The organism is Acinetobacter sp. NIPH1876 (assembly GCF_022808535.1).
GTDB classification, from domain to species: Bacteria; Pseudomonadota; Gammaproteobacteria; order Pseudomonadales; family Moraxellaceae; genus Acinetobacter; species Acinetobacter higginsii.
On record NZ_JALGBR010000019.1, the window covers coordinates 43,566 to 63,375 of the forward strand.

17 protein-coding genes and 4 tRNA genes are annotated in these 19,810 nt (G+C 40.1%); 10 read left to right on the plus strand and 11 right to left on the minus strand.

Features of this window, described 5'->3' with window-relative positions; genetic code table 11:
* The first annotated feature begins 7 nt into the window (after positions 1 to 7).
* Entirely contained in the window at positions 8 to 1,156 is a 1,149-nt protein-coding gene (dacC, locus tag MN869_RS17895) for a D-alanyl-D-alanine carboxypeptidase PBP5/6 (RefSeq protein ID WP_004808276.1), read from the plus strand.
* Positions 1,157 to 1,248: 92 nt separating this feature from the next.
* Positions 1,249 to 1,791 (plus strand): gamma carbonic anhydrase family protein, encoded by a 543-nt coding sequence (locus tag MN869_RS17900; RefSeq protein ID WP_005202610.1) that lies wholly within the window; start codon positions 1,249 to 1,251, stop codon positions 1,789 to 1,791.
* Between the two features lie 72 nt (positions 1,792 to 1,863).
* Here the strand turns inward: MN869_RS17900 and MN869_RS17905 are convergent, their stop codons facing one another.
* Both MN869_RS17905 and fmdA read right to left on the minus strand, forming a co-directional pair.
* Positions 1,864 to 2,160 carry an FmdB family zinc ribbon protein gene (locus tag MN869_RS17905; protein ID WP_005202609.1) on the minus strand — a complete coding sequence of 99 codons (297 nt, stop codon included), beginning with the start codon at positions 2,158 to 2,160 and terminating at the stop codon, positions 1,864 to 1,866.
* A 43-nt stretch (positions 2,161 to 2,203) separates the two neighbouring features.
* Positions 2,204 to 3,379 carry a formamidase gene (fmdA, locus tag MN869_RS17910; protein ID WP_005202608.1) on the minus strand — a complete coding sequence of 392 codons (1,176 nt, stop codon included), beginning with the start codon at positions 3,377 to 3,379 and terminating at the stop codon, positions 2,204 to 2,206.
* A 300-nt stretch (positions 3,380 to 3,679) separates the two neighbouring features.
* On the opposite strand from fmdA, the gene MN869_RS17915 reads away from it, so the two are divergent.
* The 4 genes from MN869_RS17915 to purB are packed head-to-tail and all read left to right on the plus strand — an operon-like array spanning position 3,680 to position 7,499.
* Positions 3,680 to 4,168: an NUDIX hydrolase gene (locus MN869_RS17915; protein WP_017402020.1), complete on the plus strand. Its 489-nt coding sequence runs from the start codon at positions 3,680 to 3,682 to the stop codon at positions 4,166 to 4,168.
* Positions 4,169 to 4,172: 4 nt separating this feature from the next.
* Complete coding sequence (mnmA, locus tag MN869_RS17920; RefSeq protein ID WP_005202606.1) at positions 4,173 to 5,306, plus strand: tRNA 2-thiouridine(34) synthase MnmA; 1,134 nt, start codon at positions 4,173 to 4,175, stop codon at positions 5,304 to 5,306.
* Positions 5,307 to 5,324: 18 nt separating this feature from the next.
* On the plus strand, positions 5,325 to 6,056 hold the full coding sequence (hflD, locus tag MN869_RS17925) for a high frequency lysogenization protein HflD (RefSeq protein WP_004652818.1): 732 nt from the start codon (positions 5,325 to 5,327) through the stop codon (positions 6,054 to 6,056).
* A gap of 54 nt (positions 6,057 to 6,110) precedes the next feature.
* Positions 6,111 to 7,499, plus strand: coding sequence for an adenylosuccinate lyase (purB, locus tag MN869_RS17930; protein ID WP_005202605.1), 1,389 nt, complete (start codon positions 6,111 to 6,113; stop codon positions 7,497 to 7,499).
* A gap of 86 nt (positions 7,500 to 7,585) precedes the next feature.
* Here purB and MN869_RS17935 read toward each other — a convergent pair whose 3' ends face one another.
* From MN869_RS17935 to MN869_RS17945, 3 genes are all read right to left on the minus strand, one after another.
* Positions 7,586 to 9,037, minus strand: a complete 1,452-nt coding sequence (locus tag MN869_RS17935) for an amino acid permease (RefSeq protein WP_005202604.1) — start codon at positions 9,035 to 9,037, stop codon at positions 7,586 to 7,588.
* 449 nt (positions 9,038 to 9,486) lie between these two features.
* Complete coding sequence (gene astA, locus MN869_RS17940) at positions 9,487 to 10,530, minus strand: arginine N-succinyltransferase (RefSeq protein WP_005202603.1); 1,044 nt, start codon at positions 10,528 to 10,530, stop codon at positions 9,487 to 9,489.
* Between the two features lie 386 nt (positions 10,531 to 10,916).
* Positions 10,917 to 11,819 (minus strand): LysR family transcriptional regulator, encoded by a 903-nt coding sequence (locus tag MN869_RS17945; RefSeq protein ID WP_005202602.1) that lies wholly within the window; start codon positions 11,817 to 11,819, stop codon positions 10,917 to 10,919.
* Positions 11,820 to 12,068: 249 nt separating this feature from the next.
* Here MN869_RS17945 and MN869_RS17950 point away from each other — a divergent pair, with 249 nt between their 5' ends.
* Entirely contained in the window at positions 12,069 to 13,433 is a 1,365-nt protein-coding gene (locus MN869_RS17950; protein WP_005202601.1) for a hypothetical protein, read from the plus strand.
* 83 nt (positions 13,434 to 13,516) lie between these two features.
* The gene (locus MN869_RS17955; RefSeq protein WP_005202597.1) at positions 13,517 to 14,710 is read left to right on the plus strand and encodes an outer membrane protein transport protein; all 1,194 of its coding nucleotides are present in this window, start codon (positions 13,517 to 13,519) and stop codon (positions 14,708 to 14,710) included.
* Between the two features lie 44 nt (positions 14,711 to 14,754).
* Here the strand turns inward: MN869_RS17955 and MN869_RS17960 are convergent.
* The 6 genes from MN869_RS17960 to MN869_RS17985 all read right to left on the minus strand — a co-directional run bounded on the left by MN869_RS17960 (position 14,755) and on the right by MN869_RS17985 (position 17,762).
* A tRNA-Trp gene (locus tag MN869_RS17960) sits at positions 14,755 to 14,828 on the minus strand.
* A 67-nt stretch (positions 14,829 to 14,895) separates the two neighbouring features.
* Positions 14,896 to 14,980, minus strand: a tRNA-Leu gene (locus MN869_RS17965).
* 147 nt (positions 14,981 to 15,127) lie between these two features.
* A tRNA-Trp gene (locus tag MN869_RS17970) sits at positions 15,128 to 15,201 on the minus strand.
* A gap of 68 nt (positions 15,202 to 15,269) precedes the next feature.
* Positions 15,270 to 15,354 (minus strand) — tRNA-Leu (locus tag MN869_RS17975).
* A 106-nt stretch (positions 15,355 to 15,460) separates the two neighbouring features.
* The gene (locus MN869_RS17980) at positions 15,461 to 16,279 is read right to left on the minus strand and encodes a protein kinase (RefSeq protein ID WP_005202596.1); all 819 of its coding nucleotides are present in this window, start codon (positions 16,277 to 16,279) and stop codon (positions 15,461 to 15,463) included.
* Positions 16,254 to 17,762, minus strand: a complete 1,509-nt coding sequence (locus MN869_RS17985) for a DUF3336 domain-containing protein (RefSeq protein ID WP_005202595.1) — start codon at positions 17,760 to 17,762, stop codon at positions 16,254 to 16,256. The genes MN869_RS17980 and MN869_RS17985 overlap by 26 nt, the downstream gene beginning before the upstream one ends.
* Positions 17,763 to 17,936: 174 nt before the next feature.
* Between MN869_RS17985 and MN869_RS17990 the strand changes: the two genes are divergently transcribed.
* Positions 17,937 to 18,827: an ATP-binding protein gene (locus tag MN869_RS17990; protein WP_005183333.1), complete on the plus strand. Its 891-nt coding sequence runs from the start codon at positions 17,937 to 17,939 to the stop codon at positions 18,825 to 18,827.
* A gap of 101 nt (positions 18,828 to 18,928) precedes the next feature.
* A complete protein-coding gene (locus tag MN869_RS17995; RefSeq protein WP_347709339.1) occupies positions 18,929 to 19,762 on the plus strand; it encodes a DUF6670 family protein in 834 nt (277 codons plus the stop codon).
* Positions 19,763 to 19,810 lie beyond the last annotated feature (48 nt).

Sequence of the window (19,810 nt, forward strand, 5' to 3'; positions counted from 1 at the left end):
ACCTAGAATGACTCAAAAAAGCGCTCTTGCTGCATTACTCCTTTTGCCAAGCTTTTCATATGCAGCAACTGTCCTATCTGCTCCACCAGAATTAAATAATAAATCTTATGTATTGATGGATTACGAGACTGGACAGATTCTCGCTGCTAAAAACGAAGATGAAAAACTTGCACCTGCTTCAATGACAAAAATGATGACAAGCTACATCATTGAGCAGAAACTTTTAAAGGGTGAATTGACTGAAAACGAACAAGTACGCATGAATGAATCTGCGTGGTGTCGTGGTAGCAGTTCTGAATCATGTATGTACGTTCCTTTAAATGGCACGGCAACAGTTTTAGAAATGCTACGTGGTATTATTATCCAGTCAGGTAATGATGCATCTAAAGCAATGGCCGAACACATTGCGGGCAATGAAGGTACTTTTGCCCACATGATGAACCAAGAAGCAAAACGTGTGGGTATGGTGAATACGCATTTCATCAACTCAACAGGTATGCCAGCTGATGGTCATTATTCAACAGCAAAAGATATGGCAATTCTTGCTCAGCACATTATCAAAGATAGCTCTAAATACTACCCAATCTATTCTGAAAAAGAATTTACTTTCAACGGGATTAAGCAAGGCAATCGTAATGCCCTTCTTTATACAGATCCAAGTGTTGATGGTTTAAAAACAGGTCATACCAATGAAGCAGGTTTCTGCTTAACCACGTCAAGTAAACGCGGTCCAATGCGTTTGATCTCGGTGATCTTTGGTACACCAAGCATGAATGAACGTGCCAGCCAAACACGTACATTATTGGCTTGGGGCTTTGCAAACTTTGAAACTGCAAACGTTCAACCTGCTAACCAAGTTCTTGCTAAAGCAAAAGTATGGTTTGGTAAACAAGACGAAGTTCAAATTGGCTTAGCTGAAAACTTCAATGTCACCATGCCTAAAGGCCAAGCAGACAAGATTAAAACTCAGCTTGTGGTTCAACCAAAACTGAATGCACCTTTAGCCAAAGGTCAAGTGGTTGGTAAATTAGTCGCGAGTCTCGATGGCAAAGTGATTGCTGAAAAACCACTGGTTGCATTAAAACCTGTTGAAGAAGCTAGCTTCTTTGCACGTATGATTGACCATATCAAAATGTTCTTCAGTAACTTATTCTAAATTTTAGAAGAGTACGATTAAGCATTCATGCTCTTGGGCATGGATGCTTTTTTATTTTATAATTCCTTTAAATTTTCCGATCGAAAGCCATTATGCCAAAGAACATCCGTCCTTATTTAGACCAAAAACCTGACGTTGATTCAAGCTGCTATGTAGATGAGATGTCAGTTGTAGTTGGTGATGTCAAATTAGCAGAGAATGTTTCCGTCTGGCCTTTTGCTGTGATTCGTGGTGATGTAAATTCGATTCAAATCGGCAAAAACAGCAATGTGCAAGATCACTGTATGTTGCATGTCAGCCACAAAAATCAATCTAAACCGAATGGTTCTCCGCTGGTCATTGGAGAAGATGTAACTGTTGGGCATCATGTGACTTTACATGGATGCACCATTGGTAATCGTGTCTTGATCGGGATTAATACCGTGGTGTTAGATGATGTTGTTATTGAAGATGATGTGATGATTGGTGCAAGTAGTCTGGTGCCGCCACGCAAAGTCTTAAAAAGTGGCTATCTTTATGTCGGGAGCCCAGTACAGCAAGTTCGTGCGTTGACCGAAAAAGAAATGGAATTCCTTCCTTATTCAGCACGTCATTATGTGAAAGTGAAGAATAATTATTTAGATCAAGAGAAGTAATTTTAAAATCAGCATATAACAGGTGTTAAATGCTGATTAAATATGTGTCTTAAACACTAAAATAGTGAGATATTAAAGCTCACATAAAGAACAATTCACACCTCGGCAGTTATGCAACACTGAAGTCCGAGCACTTTTTTTGCTGGTCCCAGGCCCTTCAACCAAGGGCCCTGCCAGTTGCTCGGCACTCGATGAGGGTCGCCATTTATTTTTGACTGAGATCTTTTGATGCCCTGTAATCATTGGTTTCAACAACATGGATTTCTGGCAATACGGGCAAGATGTGTTATCCCTTGCAATACTGGCCATTGGGACACTCTGCTCAAAAATCCCTTCACAACACTCACATCTAAAATCATACAGTGGCATCTTAAAATCCTTCTTTAGCGATCAATCTTGCATTCACCCAAGACTAACGATATCCCCAAAACTTATTTTCGTTTAAGGCACCTTGCGGCAAAATATTCTTCTCAAAGATAGAAGTTGGTAAAGAAATTGTGCAGGCACAGTTTGGAATATCCACAATGCCACCGATACGCCCTTCAACAGGTGCAGCGGTCAGCAACATATAGGCTTGAGATCCCGTAAATCCAAAATTCTCAAGATATTTAATCGCTTTTAAACAGGCCTGACGATAAGCAACCGTGGCATCCAAGTAATGATTTACCCCATTTTCCACGCTAATACCTTCAAAGGTTAGCCACTGATCGTAATTAGGTCTGACATTGCTTGGAACAAAGATCGGTGAATCAATATTATATTTTTCCATTCCTCCTTTAATCAGGTCAAAACCAACACGCGTTACCCCATCCATTTCAATCGCACCACAGAATCCGATTTCGCCATCACCTTGTGAGAAGTGTAGATCACCCATCGAGAAGCCAGCGCCTTTCTGATACACAGGAAAATAAATACGACTGCCCGCAGCTAGATCTTTAATATCGGTATTACCGCCATGTTCACGCGGCGGCACTGTACGAGCAGCTTCAACTGCCATCCGATCAAACTCTGCCCCTGTCACACCTCGTAACACCGCAGTTCTTGGATCAGGTGGATTTGCCTGTCCCTTAGGTACCAATAACGCCTCTCTACGATTCCACTCTTTTAAAAGCTCATGTGAAGGAAGCGTCCCCATTAATCCAGGATGTTTTAAGCCAGCAATACGAACACCAGGGATATGACGTGATGTTGCAAATAATCCTTTTAAATCCCAAATTGCCTTATCTGCTTCAGGGAAATAATCCGCTAAAAAGCCACCGCCATTTTCTTTCGCAAACACACCTGAAAAACCAACTGCTGAGATCGGTTGAATATCCAAAAGATCGATCACCAATAAATCGCCTGGCTCAGCACCCTCGACATAAAAAGGTCCTGTCAAAGGATGTGCTCGAGTGAGATCAACATGTTTTACATCAGACACATCATCGGTATCTTTAATTTGAGCGTCCAGAAAATCCAGACTTTCAATGAGAATTTCTTCCCCTGGTTTCACCGATGTTAAAAATGGAATATCTGGATGCCAGCGATTATGGCCAATCTCTGCTTGTTCTGCTAAAGCGACACCAGGTTTAATTTTAATATGTTGCATAATACTTCAACTCCGTGTGCTGTATATGAGCCTAATTCTTCATCTGTTCTACTTCTAAATTATTGAAAGGCCTAAGCAAATAATACATCGCTTAGACGGAATTATTATTTTTACCTTGCGGTCAAAAAACACACTAGCACATTCTGTTTTTTTGAAGCAATTCCTTTTCGATTCTCAACACATCAAATACACACGGATCACAACAAATATTTTTCTTCCGCTTTAGCCAATTAACCTTCCTATGTAGCCAAAAACAGTCAAATTTTGTAGAATACGTTTTTTAAAATCATGGTGCTTTCTATGACCGCTTGGACACCTCATGTCACAGTCGCCACTGTTGTCGAAAAAGACGGACGTTTTCTGTTTGTTGAAGAACACAGCGAAGGCTTTGTACATACTGTGTTTAATCAACCGGCAGGTCATGTCGAATGCGACGAAACCATTATTCATGCAGCGATCCGTGAGACCTTAGAAGAAACAGGTCATCATGTTGAAATTGATCATCTGCTTGGGATCTATACCTATACCCCACCAATGTTTCCTGATCGTACCTACTACCGTTTTTGCTTCTTGGCCCATGTCACGGCAGTTGAAGAAAATGCGCAACTGGATACAGGTATTGTTGGTGCTGTATGGATGAACTTGGATGAGTTACAAGAAACAGCACGTGCACGTAGCCCATTGGTTTTAAAAGCCGTTGAAGATGCCCTAGCTGGCAAAAAATATCCTTTATCGCTTATTTATGAGCACCCTTTTTCTCCCTCATTAACTTCTCATTTGGATGCTTAATTAGATGCAACAACGTGTCATCGTCGGTATGTCTGGTGGTGTAGACTCCTCCGTTTCTGCCGCATTATTACTTCAACAAGGATATCAAGTTGAAGGCCTTTTCATGAAAAACTGGGAAGAAGATGATGGTACGGATTACTGCACAGCACTGGAAGACTTGGCAGATGCTCAAGCCGTTGCAGATAAAATTGGCATCAAACTGCATACTGCCAACTTTGCAATGGAATATTGGGATCGTGTCTTTGAGCACTTCTTGGCTGAATATGCTGCAGGTCGCACACCAAACCCTGATATCTTGTGTAATAAAGAAATTAAATTCCGTGCCTTCCTCGATCATGCCATGACTTTGGGTGCAGACTTTATTGCAACAGGTCACTATGCACGTCGTGGTGCGAGCATGCAAAACTCGCGTGGCGAAACCTATGCACCATTACTCCGTGGTGTTGATAACAATAAAGACCAAACCTATTTCCTACATGCAGTTCATGGCCGTGAAATTAACAAAACCCTGTTTCCTGTCGGTGAAATTGAAAAGCCAGAAGTTCGTCGCATCGCAGAACAACTTGATTTAGCAACAGCCAAGAAAAAAGACTCAACGGGTATTTGTTTTATTGGTGAGCGTCGCTTTACTGACTTCCTTAAACAATACCTACCTGCACAAGCCGGAAAAATTGTTTTGGAATCAGGTAAAGAAGTTGGTGAACATCATGGCTTGATGTACTATACGCTGGGTCAACGCGGTGGTATCGGTATCGGTGGTATGAAAGGTGTACAAGAAGGTGCATGGTTCGTATTACATAAAGATATTGCCAATAATCGCTTGGTGATTGGTCAAGGACATGAACACCCACTGATGCAAAGTACGCAGCTTTGGAGTGAGTCAATTGATTGGGTTGCAGGTGAACAGGACATTCCATCGGCTGGATTCCGCTGCACAGCGAAAACCCGTTATCGTCAGCCAGATCAAGCGTGTACCATCTATCGCGATGAACAGACTGAACATGGCATCCGTGTTGAGTTTGATGAGCCGCAACGCGCTGTGACTCCAGGACAAAGCGTGGTGTTCTATTCTGGAGAGGTCTGCTTAGGTGGTGGTGTTATTCATCATACCAATGCACCTGAACCAGATTTTATTTAAGGAAATTGGAAGCGAAGCATGGTCGAGTTACCCTTTCAGCACACTCAAGCGTTGAATGTTAGACAGAACCGTGCTCTAGCATTGGCCGCAGTCTTTCAGGCAACTCAGTTAACACATATGACTGCGATGGCTGGTCAGCAAAGCATTGGTGATAGTGGTAATTTCTATTTTGAACTATTGATTAAAGCCAGTCTAAATATTCGTCCTGCGGCAAACAATGCCACTCAGACCTTAGATTTTTTTAATCAACTTGCAGACATTTCACTCGGATTAAAAACATTAGAAGGCTGTATTACTCAGCCTTTTAATACCGCACCAAAATCCCGTGTTCCAAAAATGTCGACAGCAAAACTACCCATGTCCTATGCGATGGCCCTGTTGCAGTTGGAAAAGAAAGTCTACAGTAACCCTGAATACGTAAAAATTATAGAAAGCTCGCAACAAAAAATCTTAAAGCAACTCTCCTTTTTCGATAATAACTATTTACACCCAAGTATCATTGCCAACCTTGCACAAACCTATGTAGAAACGGCAGGACAGATTAATCCGCGTATTTTAGTACGTGGTAATGCCGAAGCATTTAAAGACATCAATCATACCAACCGTATTCGTGCATGCTTATTTACAGGCTTACAACTTGCGCATTTATGGAAACAGCTCGGTGGAAGCTCTTGGAGTATGATCTTTAGTAAACGCAAATTATTGCAAGATATTCAAGCTCTCGCTCGTTTGCAGTATCAGGTGGTATAGACCGATGCTACAACGAATTTATTTTTATGTTTATTCCAAAATTAAGGAATCTGTATGAATGCTTTAACCGCACTCTCGCCACTTGATGGACGTTACGCTAGCAAATGCGATGCCCTACGCCCTTTTTTGTCTGAGTTTGGTTTAATCCACGCTCGTGTCACGGTTGAAGTGCGTTGGTTACAAGCACTTGCAAATCGTGCAGAAATTATTGAAGTTGCGCCATTTTCAAATGAAACCAATGCTGCTTTAGATGCAATCGTTTCAAACTTCTCTGAAGAAGATGCAAACCGCATTAAAGAAATTGAACGCACTACGAACCACGATGTAAAAGCAGTTGAATATTTCCTTAAAGAAAAAATTGCCAACATTGATGAATTACAAAATGCAGGCGAATTTATTCACTTTGCTTGTACTTCTGAAGACATCAATAACTTGTCTCATGCGCTTATGCTGAAAAATGGCCGTGAAGTTTTAGTTTCAAGCATGAAGCAACTTCTCAATGCGATTTCAGCTTTGGCAACAACACATGCTGAACAACCAATGTTGTCTCGTACACATGGTCAAACTGCAAGCCCTACTACCTTGGGTAAAGAGATGGCAAACGTTGCATATCGCTTGGCCCGTCAAATCAAGCAGTTTGAAAATGTTGAGTTACTCGGCAAAATCAATGGTGCTGTAGGTAACTACAATGCACATCTTTCTGCATATCCAGAAATTGATTGGGCTGCACATGCACAAGCATTTGTCGAATCTTTAGGCCTAAGCTTCAACCCATACACCACGCAGATTGAGCCACATGATTATATGGCTGAATTGTTTGATGCTCTACGTCGTTACAACACCATCTTAATCGACTTTAACCGTGACGTATGGGGTTATATCTCGCTTGGTTACTTCAAACAAAAGTTAAAAGATGGTGAAGTTGGTTCTTCAACTATGCCGCACAAAGTAAACCCAATTGACTTCGAAAACTCAGAAGGTAACTTAGGTATTGCTAATGCTGTTTTAGGTCACCTAGGTGAAAAGCTTCCTGTTTCTCGCTGGCAGCGCGACCTCACTGACTCAACTGTATTACGTAATATGGGTGTTGGTTTTGCGCAAAGCTTAATTGCTTTTGATGCTTGCTTAAAAGGTGTTGGTAAACTTGAGCTGAATGCTGCTCGTTTAAATGAAGATTTAAACCAAGCCCAAGAAGTTCTTGCAGAGCCAATTCAAACTGTTATGCGTCGTTATAACGTTGAAAAGCCATACGAAAAATTAAAAGCTCTTACTCGTGGTCAGGCAATGACACGTGAGATGATGGTGAACTTCGTCAATGGCGATGAACTTGCACAAGTTCCTGCAGACGAACGTGCTCGTCTAGCTGAATTAACACCTGCAACTTATACTGGTAATGCAGCTGAACAAGCAAAACAAATCAATGATTTGATCAGCAAGATCTAAAACTGATTGACTCGAAAAAGCAGAGCTTCGGCTCTGCTTTTTTATTTTTACAAGTATCTCAATCTATAATCACCAATCAACCCAGCTTAAACATAGTCCACTGTTCTGGTTTTTATCAGATCAAGTTGCAGCATCTTTTTCTTTTTATAGCGATAGGCGATCAATAAACCAATAAACCACACTGGTGAAAGCCCCAATGCAATAAGAGTATCGTGGTCTAAAGCAAGGATCACAATTGTAAATATCAAAAATAGCATCGTCAGCCATGCCATGACCAAACCGCCAGGCATTTTAAACTTCGACTGTAAATGTAACTCTGGAAATTTCTTACGATAGCCAATATACGAAAGAATAATCAGCATGAAGGTAAATACACATAGAATTGAGGTCAATGCTGAGATAATCGTAAACGCCGTCATGACATTCGGCACAATAAATAAAATAGAGGTTCCAATGGTGACGCAGGTCATTGAAAAAACTAGACCTCGAATAGGTACTTTTTTCTTCGATAATTTACTAAAACTCTTTGGTGCATCATTATCCAACGCCAAACCATAGAGCATCCGACTAGTCGCAAAGATGCCGCTATTTGCAGAAGATAAGGCAGAAGTTGCAACGACAAAATTAACCAGTCCAGCAGCAATCGGCAAACCAATCAACGTGAACATTTCAACAAATGGACTTTTTTCAGGTGAAATTTTTGCCCAAGATGTGACCGCGATAATGCATATCAATGCGCCAACATAGAACAATAAAATACGTAATGGGATTGAGTTAATCGCTTTAGGCAGAGATTTATGCGGATCTTTAGTTTCAGCGGCGGTAGTTCCGACCAATTCAATTCCAACAAAGGCAAAAATTGCAATTTGGAAACCTGCTAAAAAGCCGGTGATGCCATAAGGAAACATCGACTGAGTTTCAAACACATGGCTCATAGATGCCTTAACACCATTGGGTGAAGTAAAGCCAGTACTGATTAAATAAATACCCGCAAGGATAAACAAAATAATGGCGGAGATCTTAATCAACGAAAACCAAAACTCCAACTCACCAAACATTCGAACAGCAACAAAGTTCAATATGGTCAGAATAGCCAACGAGGTAAATGCAGGTATCCAAACAGGTACGTCAGGATACCAAAACTGCATATATCCCCCAATCACGATGACATCGGCTATTGCAGTAATAATCCAGTTACACCAATAAGACCAACCGAGGAAAAAACCCGCCCAAGGACCGATATAGGCTGTCGCAAAATCGGCAAAGGTCTTAAAGTTGGTATTTGCCAGCAATAGTTCACCCATTGCCCGCATAACAAAGAAAAAGAAAAAACCAATAATTAAATAAGTTAAAACAATTGAAGTACCTGAAATACTTAAGGTCTTTCCAGAGCCCATAAATAGACCTGTACCAATTGCACCGCCAATTGCGATCATTTGAATATGACGATTGGTCAGCGAGCGTTGTAATTTTTCTTCGTCTTGCGAACTTTCCTGCAAATCTTCATCCAGAAGTTGCGTTCCTTTATTCTGACTCATGTCATCCTTACTCCAGTTTGCAGCAACCGTTATAAATGCTTAATAAAAATAAAATATTTTTAAAATGCTTTAATTTAAAAGTTCCATTTTTCTAAAATTATTTTGAAATTAATAGCTTAATCAACACACCTCACTTGTAAATGGTTCGTATTAGATCCCTGTTCTACACACTAAAACCTGTTGTTATTGATCAAAGATATTTTAGCCGCAAGCATCATATCTCATCCCCAAACGAGTTGAAGATGATGCTTTTCATTTTCGCTCAATTATTACCCAATTAACATGAAATATGCTCTATTATCCTAATTTCACTCCATCTGAGAAAGATATGAATATCGAGGATAGTAAAAATTATGCATCGATATAAATAAAAATATGGCTAAAAAATACAGTAAAAGTGTTGTGAATTAACATCTAAATCTGTGAATTTTCTACTTATACATAGCCCATCAACGCTTGTTCTGATTTGCAATATTGATATTGAGCAAACGTACCGATGCACCCTCTTTCACATGTAACTGATGGGCTTGTTCTACACTCAACGTCACTTGGTTTGAGTCTGGCTTGCTATAGGTCAAAATGGCGCGATAATTTTCATAATCATCATTGGCTACAATATAAGGTTCATCACCGAGCATAATGAGATCAGATTGTTCAATATGGACAGTTAACACATGGCTGTCTTTGATGGCTCTTAGATTCTCGATATCTGCCTGCAAGGTTGCACCCGCATCAAAGATATCGACATAGCCCTTATAACGTAACCCTTCTTCAATCAAAAGGTTATACGCGGGTTCTGTATTAGGATGAACTGCTCCAATCACCGCCTTCGCTTCATCAGGCAGCATATCGACATAGAGTGGATGCCGTGGCATGAGTTCCGCTATAAAGGCTTTTTTGCCTGTACCACTTAGATAATCTGCTTTGGTAAATTCCATATCAAAGAATTTATGACCGACCGCATCCCAAAATGGTGAATGGCCATTTTCATCAGAAAAACCCCGCATTTCAGCCACAATGGTTTCTTCAAAATACTGTCTAAACGCTGATAAAAACAAAAACCGAACCTTAGACAAAAACTTGCCATTCTTATTTAAACGATAATCGGGATCTAAAAATAAGGTACATAGCTCACTACAGTTAGTGTGGTTATTACTCAGATATAAGGTCGGCAATGATTTATAAACATTCAAGGGTTCGGAAGAATGAACTTGTGTGCCGATGTGAAAATTGTACCAAGGTTCTTTTAGACCTAAGGCAACCTCGATTCCGCATACACCAACTACTTTATGCAGTGAGGTATCTTCCAGCACAAATAAATAGCCCTGCTCCGACTTATCCAGTTTGCCTTCAACCGTTTTAATCGCCCGATCAATTCGTGCGGCCAGTATTTCCATATCTGGTTGTAAAGAGGTCAAACCAAAGCCTGCTTTTTGTGCCAAGTGGTAAAGATCATGAATATCTTTTTGTTTGATATAACGAATCATCATCATGTCTATTCCCCCTTATTTTCAATCAGAACAAACGAGACACAGGCGCTGATTGTACTCTTGAGTAAGACATCCAATTCATTTTTTCTATGCTGAACCATGCACAATCCCGACATGTGTTATTCCTTAATTCTTAAATTTTTCCCTAGCATCAGCTCATTGATGATCGAGCTGGCTTTATTTATCTAAGCCTTTTTTGTGACTTATTTCATCAAGCTGAAATCTAACTTGAATAATCTAAATTGATTAACAGCTAAGCTGATTACTCTATTATTCAAAAACTAATTGGCACAAAAAATTGAAAATTAAGCAAAAAATGAGCTGTTTTTTAGCATTTTATTGATTGACAGTGACAATATGAAAAAATTAGGAATGGGTCTAAAGTAAAATCAAGTATTCTTCAGTTCAAACCATTCTCGAATCATATCTAAAAATAGTTTCATGCCGATCGAATGAATGCTAATCGATTTATAAACAGCACATGCATGCCATGAAAAAGTAGGATTTTGATAATTTAAGACCGTGACATCCCGCTCCCCTTGTAATGACTGAAATAAATGGCTTGGCCCAGCCGTAATCGCATCACTATGCATGACATAATGAAGCAATAAGTCATAGTCGTTCACAGTTAAACTAATATGAGCTGATCGTCCTGCATGTGTTTGGGCTTTTAGCCATTGCTTTTTTTGCTTAGCAACTCTTGGTAAAGCAAATGGGTAATCAATTAAATGTTCAAACTTAAGATCTTCTATTTCCAACAAAGGATGTCCAGTTCGCACTACAAAAACGGTTGGATCTTGCAGCAATGGAATCGAGATAAACTCATCAGTAAGATCAACATACTCTGTACTTAATATCCCTAGATCTAGAATGCCATTTTCTATTTTCTCAATAATAGTTTTAGGATGATCAACATATAGATGTACTTCAATTTCAGGATATTGCTTTGAAAATAAAGGAATCACATCTTTCATCAATGCATGCATAATGACAGGCCCTGTTCCTATGTGTATTTCACCAACTTGACCACTTGAAAGGAGTTTAATCTCCTTATGTAAGGTATCTAACTGCTGCAAAATTTGAGGGGCTTGTTTTAGAATATGTTCGGTATATAAAGTCGGTTTAACGCCTTTACTGGTTCGCTCAAACAAGGTCACACCCAAGTCATGTTCTAATTTTTTAATACTGTTAGTTAACGATGGCTGGGTCATACAAAGTGCTTCAGCCGCTTGATTGATCGTTCCAATTTCAGTTAACACCATAATTTGCTGTAGATGTCTTGGCTTAATCATTTCTCATCCCTGAATATTTTATTGTGATTCATAAACATACTAAAAAAACATTTCCATTCGCCTTTGCCTAAAAATATACCTTAATTTTATTATTTTAGATGCTATTAGGTATATCTAAAAGCTATAACTTCCATACAAAAAATCCATTACACAATATAAGTCAAACTTCCTATGCTGCTTCTAGATTAAGCACCTTTAATCCGTTCTGTTTCGATTCAGAAATTAAAGTCATATGAGCAAGGATATAAAATGAAACACACTTTAATTCCGCTACTGATCAGCAGCGTCGTGATTTCCACCCCGTTTGCAACACAAGCACAAGAAACCATAGCCCAAGCAGCTCCTCAAACACTTGAGGCTATTCCAGGACCACGCTCCTGTTTTTGGGCTCGTGGTCCTGTCAGTGCTGATCCATATATCAATATCGCCTACCCAGACGCCAATGTTTATTATTGGGCAGGTACTTTCACCATCCCTCAAGGAGCAAGTCTTAAACTTAAAGGTGAATTTCCACGTTCACGTTATATGTCTTTTATTAGTTATGACGAAGCTGGGAAACCAGTTGAGTCCGTTGCAGACTATTTAATCAAGCCAAATAATAACTCTGGCAATCCCTTCGTTTATGGGCAACAACGGAGTCCATCACAACGTGAGTACAGCTTAAACGTATCTACCACCCCTGTGACAGCACAGCGCAAGGTTGGACAGCTCGGTCAAGCCCAGAGTGTTAACCAGCTATATGCTCCAGCCTATGGAAAACAACAACAAACCGTTTTATATCGAATCTACTTACCTGATCACGGACAAAGCGTCACAGGAGGTGTAAGTTTACCAACACCTCAATTAACGCTTGCAGATGGTCGTGTATTAGAGGGTGATCAAGCCTGCGCACAACTCAAAGCCAATCAGCCATTACAACTGACTTCTGCTGCAGTCAGTATTCCTTCCAATGAATATCGCCAGTTGATCCATCAGGCAGGAAAGCCAGATACATGGCCAGCACAGAATCCAGCACAATGGTTTATTCAACTTGATCGAGAAAGCCTTTTAGGGATCTTTACGGGCAAGATCAATGAACAAGCAAGACGCTCTGAAGGTGGCTTTTATCCAAATTTAGATAATCAATACATTAGAACAGTTGTGAATAGAAAATATGGCAAGGTCTTTGTCCTGCGTGGAAAAGCACCTACTGTTTCTAAGACCTTCAACAATAAAGGGCTTTTGACGCAGGGCGATTTGCGTTATTGGTCAATCTGTTCAAACCAAGGTTTTGCCAATACACGCGTCAATGATTGCTTATTTGATGAAGAAATTCCGGTTGATCAAAATGGTTATTACACTGTTGTCGTAAGTCGAGTCGCTGACCGTCCGCGTAATGCCAAACCAGAATGTGGTATCGGTTGGTTACCTATGGCAGAAGATGGAGACGGTGCTGCTGACCCAGATATGACTATTGTCCAGATCAGACACATGCTTGCATCAAGCAGTTTTAAACACACCATTGCCAATGTCGAACAGCAAAAAGATTTAGCTTCGGTGATGGGAGAATACCTGCCAAAAACCAACTACCTAATGCCAAATCAAGTCGAAATTTTTAATCCCTGCTTTAAATAATCAATAAAACCAATCCATACAACACCCAAGAACATAATAAAAACTTGTGTGTTGTATGCCCCAAAAGGAATTTGGAGGCTCCAATGTATTCACGCATCAAACATCACACCTTATCAGCTTTAGTCACAACACCATTTATCATCAGTACTGGGTACAGTGCAGGCCTTGATCGCTCTGGACAATCCATTACTGATTTTTTTCAAAATGGAACCTATGCATCCCTCTCTTATAATTATTCTATGCCAGATGTGAGTGGGCAGGATAAAGGACTGAGTAGCCAAGGCAATCCCAATGAAATTCCTAATATTAGTGCCAATAATAGTGCTTTACGTGGCAGCATAAAAACAGATTTAAATGAAAAAATAAGTCTAGGACTCATTTATGATCAACCTTTCAATATTAACCTTCAACATCGTGGGCACAGCGACTTTGTTTCTCAATTTGAAAATAAACCCGCTGAAGGTACTCAAGCCAAACTAGACAGCCATAATTTGACAGGGCTTATCGGTTTGAATATCAATAGAAATTTAAGTGTTTACGCAGGTCCTGCCTTAGAAGAAATTGAAGGTAACATCAAACTGCGTGGACAAATTTATAAAGGTAGCGCCAATTACAATGCCGAACTGCACTCTGATTATGCAATGGGTTGGGTAACAGGATTCAGCCTGAAAAAACCCGAAATTGGGCTAAAAGCAGCACTGACTTATCGCTCCGAAATAAAACATCAGACACGCACCACAGAGCAGTTTTCAGTATTAAGTAATGATCTTTACACGCTGCCTGTTACATTTACTTCACCCGAATCAGTAAATTTTGATTTTCAAACAGGCTTAAGTAAACAAACCTTACTCAGCGCCAATATTCGTTGGGTACCATGGAAAGACTTTGAGTTTAAACCCGCCAAATTGGCAGAGCGAACTGCTCCAGCCAGTCCAGATAAAACAGGACTTTCTCTGCTCAGTTATGAAGAAGATCAATGGTCAGCACAAATTGGAATCGCGCAGAAACTTACTGATAAATTTTCAGTCTCAACGTCTATCATTTGGGATTCAGGTCTTGGTGATCCTGCTAATGCGCTTGGGCCAGTCAATGGTTACTGGGGAGGCGGGCTCGGCTTCCAATATAATTTTCTACCGAACTGGGCAGTTTCACTGGGCGGAAGATACTTATGGCTAGGCGACGCTCAAGCAAAACGTCAGAATGGTGATTTAGTTGGAAGCTTTAGCGATAATCACAGTACGCTTCTAAGTTTAAAATTGGCATACCAAAAGAAATAGACCATAAAAAAGCCCTTGTTTTCACAAGGGCTTTTTTATTTATTTGGCAGAGGATCAAGGACTCGAACCTTGACGAACGGTTTTGGAGACCGTCATGCTACCATTACACCAATCCTCTAAACTGCACGATTAAATCATATTTGACTCAATCATAAGAAAGTAAGAAATGCTTACCTTCTTAAATATGGTGGGGGCGAAGAGACTCGAACTCTTACACCTTGCGGCGCTGGAACCTAAATCCAGTGCGTCTACCAATTTCGCCACGCCCCCGATGGGTGTGTATATTAGAGATAAACGTTTCTACTGACAAGCCCTTTTTATAAAAAAACTATGTTTATGAAAGCTAATGCTTTTTTAATATACAGATAGAAACAGCAGACACAAAAAAAGGAACTTTATATAAAGTTCCTTTGAATTTGGCAGAGGATCAAGGACTCGAACCTTGACGAACGGTTTTGGAGACCGTCATGCTACCATTACACCAATCCTCTATAACCACATGATTAAACTCTATTTCGTTTAATCATAAAAAAAGCAAGATACTCTTGCTTCTTAAATATGGTGGGGGCGAAGAGACTCGAACTCTTACACCTTGCGGCGCTGGAACCTAAATCCAGTGCGTCTACCAATTTCGCCACGCCCCCGATGGGTATGCATATTAGTGAGAAACATACTCTCTGACAAGTCTTTCTATTAAAAAAACCATTCAAATGAACAGATAATATTCAAATCACACATTTATGTTTACTTTTACAACATATTAAGTTGTTTTAAGAAATCTTTTGCCACTAAAACTGAATTAAAGCGTTGTTTAATATGCTTTTGCGTGAGGCCATTAAGTAAAGGAAAAAAGCATTGCAATGTAGATGGAAGTTGAATGTGTAGTTGCTGGCAATGTAATACTGCCCAATCGTGATAAGTACTCACTTTTAATCGAGATTGAGTGAGCCATTCATACACAATAATCCCCAAGGCATACAAATCACTTTGAATGCTTTTCCCTGCCCCCTGAAAAAGCTCTGGTGCCATATAATGTGGTGTTGCATCTAAAGTATGAATCGGATGCCCTATCCGAAAAGATTGCTCAAAATCAATCAGCCGACATGAGTTTTCATAGAAACGAAAATGTTCTGCTTTCAAATCACCATGCACCCACCCGAATTGGTGCAATGCATCCAGCGCATCTAAGGCCAAAAATATCTTTTGTTTGATCTGCTCAATATTTTCAAAAATAGGAGCTTCAGCAAAAAAATCATGCGAATCAACCGTGATCATCCCTATGCCATCCTCATCTAATCCATTGATAAGATGACGTAATGGAATCATTTGGAATGGTAATAAAAACGCTTGTTCATGCTGCTGACAGTGCTGATAAAAAGCTAACTCTCGTTGGAAAGCCTGTGCCAAAACAGGCTGATCGTTGGTGTTATGGAATTTCAGCCAGTAGCGCTGCTGATCAACTTGAAAGGTGTAGACACGCCGCCCAAAGGCATAACTTTGCGCTTTGGTCACTAAGTTAAGATCGTTAAGTTGAATCTTCGGATTAGAGATCCACGTAGTAAAACTCATTCTGCTGCTTTTCTTCCTGCTTCCGCAACGATATTAGACAATGCTCAATGGTTTTTCCAATTCGTGCATGTATTTCAATAGAAGCAATTTTCGGCCATGTGGCACGCTCACCTTCTTGCTGCAAGATTTTAAACAGTTTTGGGCGTGGATTTTTCAGCATATAGCTATAATGTCGGAGTCCATATTTGGCAATAATATTGACGTCACCATAATAACGTTGCCCCAAAATGCCATAGCCATGATCCAATACACGACGAATCGGGAAGAAACTGCCCATATGACTGCGTGTTAAATCCATGACTTCCATTGCAATAGCTTTGCCTTGACGGCGCACAATCCGTTCAGGCCAACTGAGTACATCTCTACGAAAACGTTCGGTGTCACTTTGCATAAACGGCACAATATGCGGATTGACCTGACTGGCAATGGTGTAATTAATATTATATAAACGAGCCATCTTTTCCTGCGGAAAATCACTGCGCATACTGCCATCCACCCACTTGGTATTGGCGAGATATGGCGTATGTTGCCCATCATATCGCTTACTGGTCAGATGCACAGGTGGAAATAACACAGGCACCGCACAAGAAGCCAATACTGCACTCCACACCAATACATTCGGTGCGGTCAGTGCATTCATAATACGTGGATTTTGGGCTGTGTTATAGGGTGCAATCACGATATTAATATGACGTTTAGATTGTTTATAGGCCTCGGCAAACGTGACATCGCCCAAGTTCTGCATCAGAAATTTTTTCAAATACATCACATCGGCAATACCACCATTCGCCCGCAATAATTCCGTTACTTTCCTAAATTTAAAGGCATCACTAAAAAAATGTTCCCCTTGCAGCAATTCATGAACTTGATCTGGCGTAGAAACACCTAACATGCCTGTCATGATTGCCCCTGCACTTGAACCCGATAAAACTTGAGGCATCAGATCTTGTTCTATTAATGCCTTACACACCCCTGTATGAAATAAACCTAGCGTCGCACCTCCAGAAAACATCACAGCGGGTTGACCATAGGCCTTTTGACATTCTTCAAAAAACTGAATTTTTTCTTTTAGTTGAAAGGTAATACATTCACTCGAAGCCAAGTAACGTAGGCAATCACTCATTTCCTCAACATAGTTTTCAATGATTTTTTTAGTACCAATATAGGTCTGTGCAAACAACATCGGATGCCCAATGTTGGCAAAGTCATAAGACAGGCCTTCTCTTAACACATAGATCAGATCTAAAGTCCGATGCTGCATACGATATTTTTTTAATAAGTTATAGCGTTTAGATAAAATTTCCGCATCATAATAAGGCGATTCATTGTCATATTTCCATGCTTCATGACCTGATTCTTCATCCAGTTTAAGTGCAATTTCTTTCCATTCGGCATAAGAACTGGCATGTCGTAAGCGTTCTTGCAACACATCAACTCTATGTGTCTGATATGTATTCTTTTTCTCTTGAACTCTATTGAACATTCGCGATCCTGATTTTCAGCTTATTTTTTATATTCTTGCACCTATACAATGCAAAAAGCAGCCACAACAATCAAGGGTAAAATCGATTTATTTCGATATTTCTGATGATATTTTCTTTATTTCGGTAATAGCAGTGATAGTATCCCTATTCATCATTGAGTTTGGTTTATATGTATGGCTATCCTTGATTTACCCGAATCTATTCTTCAATCGCTATCAAGTGTTTTAACACAGCTTCAGCAAGTTCTCCCTGCACCAAAGCAACCCACTGACTTTTCAGCAATCGCATTCCGTTGGGAAAATCAGCAGCTGGTCGCCATACAACAACCTAAGAAAATGCATTTGGAAGACTTAAAAGGCATTGAGCGCCAAAAAGACAAGATCATTCAAAATACCCTACAGTTCCTGAATGGCCTACCTGCCAATGATGTCTTACTGACAGGTTCTCGTGGTACTGGAAAATCATCGATTGTACGTGCGCTTCTCACCGAGTATTCAACTCAGGGTTTACGCTTGATTGAAATTGAGCGTGATGATTTATCTGATTTACCCAAAATTCAAAAGCTGATTGAACATCGTCCTGAAAAATTTATCGTTTATTGCGATGATCTGGCTTTCAATGCCGAAGATGAAAATTATCGTAGTTTAAAAAGCGTCTTAGATGGTTCACTGCAATCAGGCTCAAGCAATTTTATTATCTATGCAACCAGTAACCGTCGTCATTTACTGCCTGAGTTTATGCACGAAAACACACCGGTACGTAAGGTTGATGTACCGCAATATACAGAACTCCATCCACAGGAAGCCATCGAGGAAAAAATTTCGCTCTCGGATCGTTTTGGAATGTGGCTCTCCTTCTATCCAATGGATCAACAGTTGTATTTACAAATTGTAGAGCACTACATTGTGAAAGCTGGCTTGGAATATAACGATCTGGTTCGTGGTGAAAGTTTGAAATGGTGCCAAGCTCGTGGTCAGCGTTCTGGACGTGCAGCCTATCAGTTCTCAAAGCACTGGATTGGCTCACAAAATCTAGAAAAATTGTCGAACAAAGCCTCTGCGTAAATGTCCTGAAAAGCCGTAGCTTTGTCCTTATTTCCGCTTAGCATTGGCAATTGTTTCTCATAATCTAGCTGTCACAGCATGGATTGAGTTTAGGAAACAAGATGAAGAAACAATTGCCACCGACATCCCTGACCAGCAAAATTTTGGGTAAAAGCCTGTTATTGGCACAAGGTACGCTTGATAAAGCGGTAAAATATTCAACAACACCCTTTTCAGAACCAGACATCATTCGCCCACGCACTGATGGGATTTTTTATACCTGGACACATTATGGGATCTTCTTTCCTCTGCTGCCTGAGCCTCATCGTTATTTAAATATTATGATTTTATTGGGTACACCAGGGGCACTTGCATTTGACCATGATGATATTACCTTAGGTGACCCAAGAAAGACTGCAACGTTTTTCTCTAGTACTGCTGCGGTAGATGAGCATCTACTCAAAGCTTATATCATTCCAGAACAGACCAATATTCAAGACAATGGGACAACTATTGAGCTCGGTGAAGAAGTTTCGATCCAAGGAACTCTACCGAATATTCATCTCAAAGGTGCCTACCATGGACTCAGCTTTGAATTTGATTTAGATGTCACCAATCAAATCTCATGGTTTATCAAAACCCCGATTTATGATCATTTTAGTTTATTGGCAAACTTCAAAGGTCAGCTTGAGTATCAAGGTAAAATCACGCCTGCCGAAGGCTTATGTACCTATGAATATGCCCGCGCTACAGGTGCACACGGAGTCGTGAAAAAGCTACTCCCTGAACCGTATAAATTACCACTCGATTTCTTTACCTATCAAATTATCAATTTGACGGATAGCACCCAATTATTACTCACTAAAGCTGATATTTTGGGTCAACCAGCAGCCTATACATTGCATGTTCGACATACCGACATGACTACTAATATTATAACTATAACTGAATGTTGAGATAATTGTGGGATTGAGTGGGATATTGTGGGACTTAATGGGATGAGA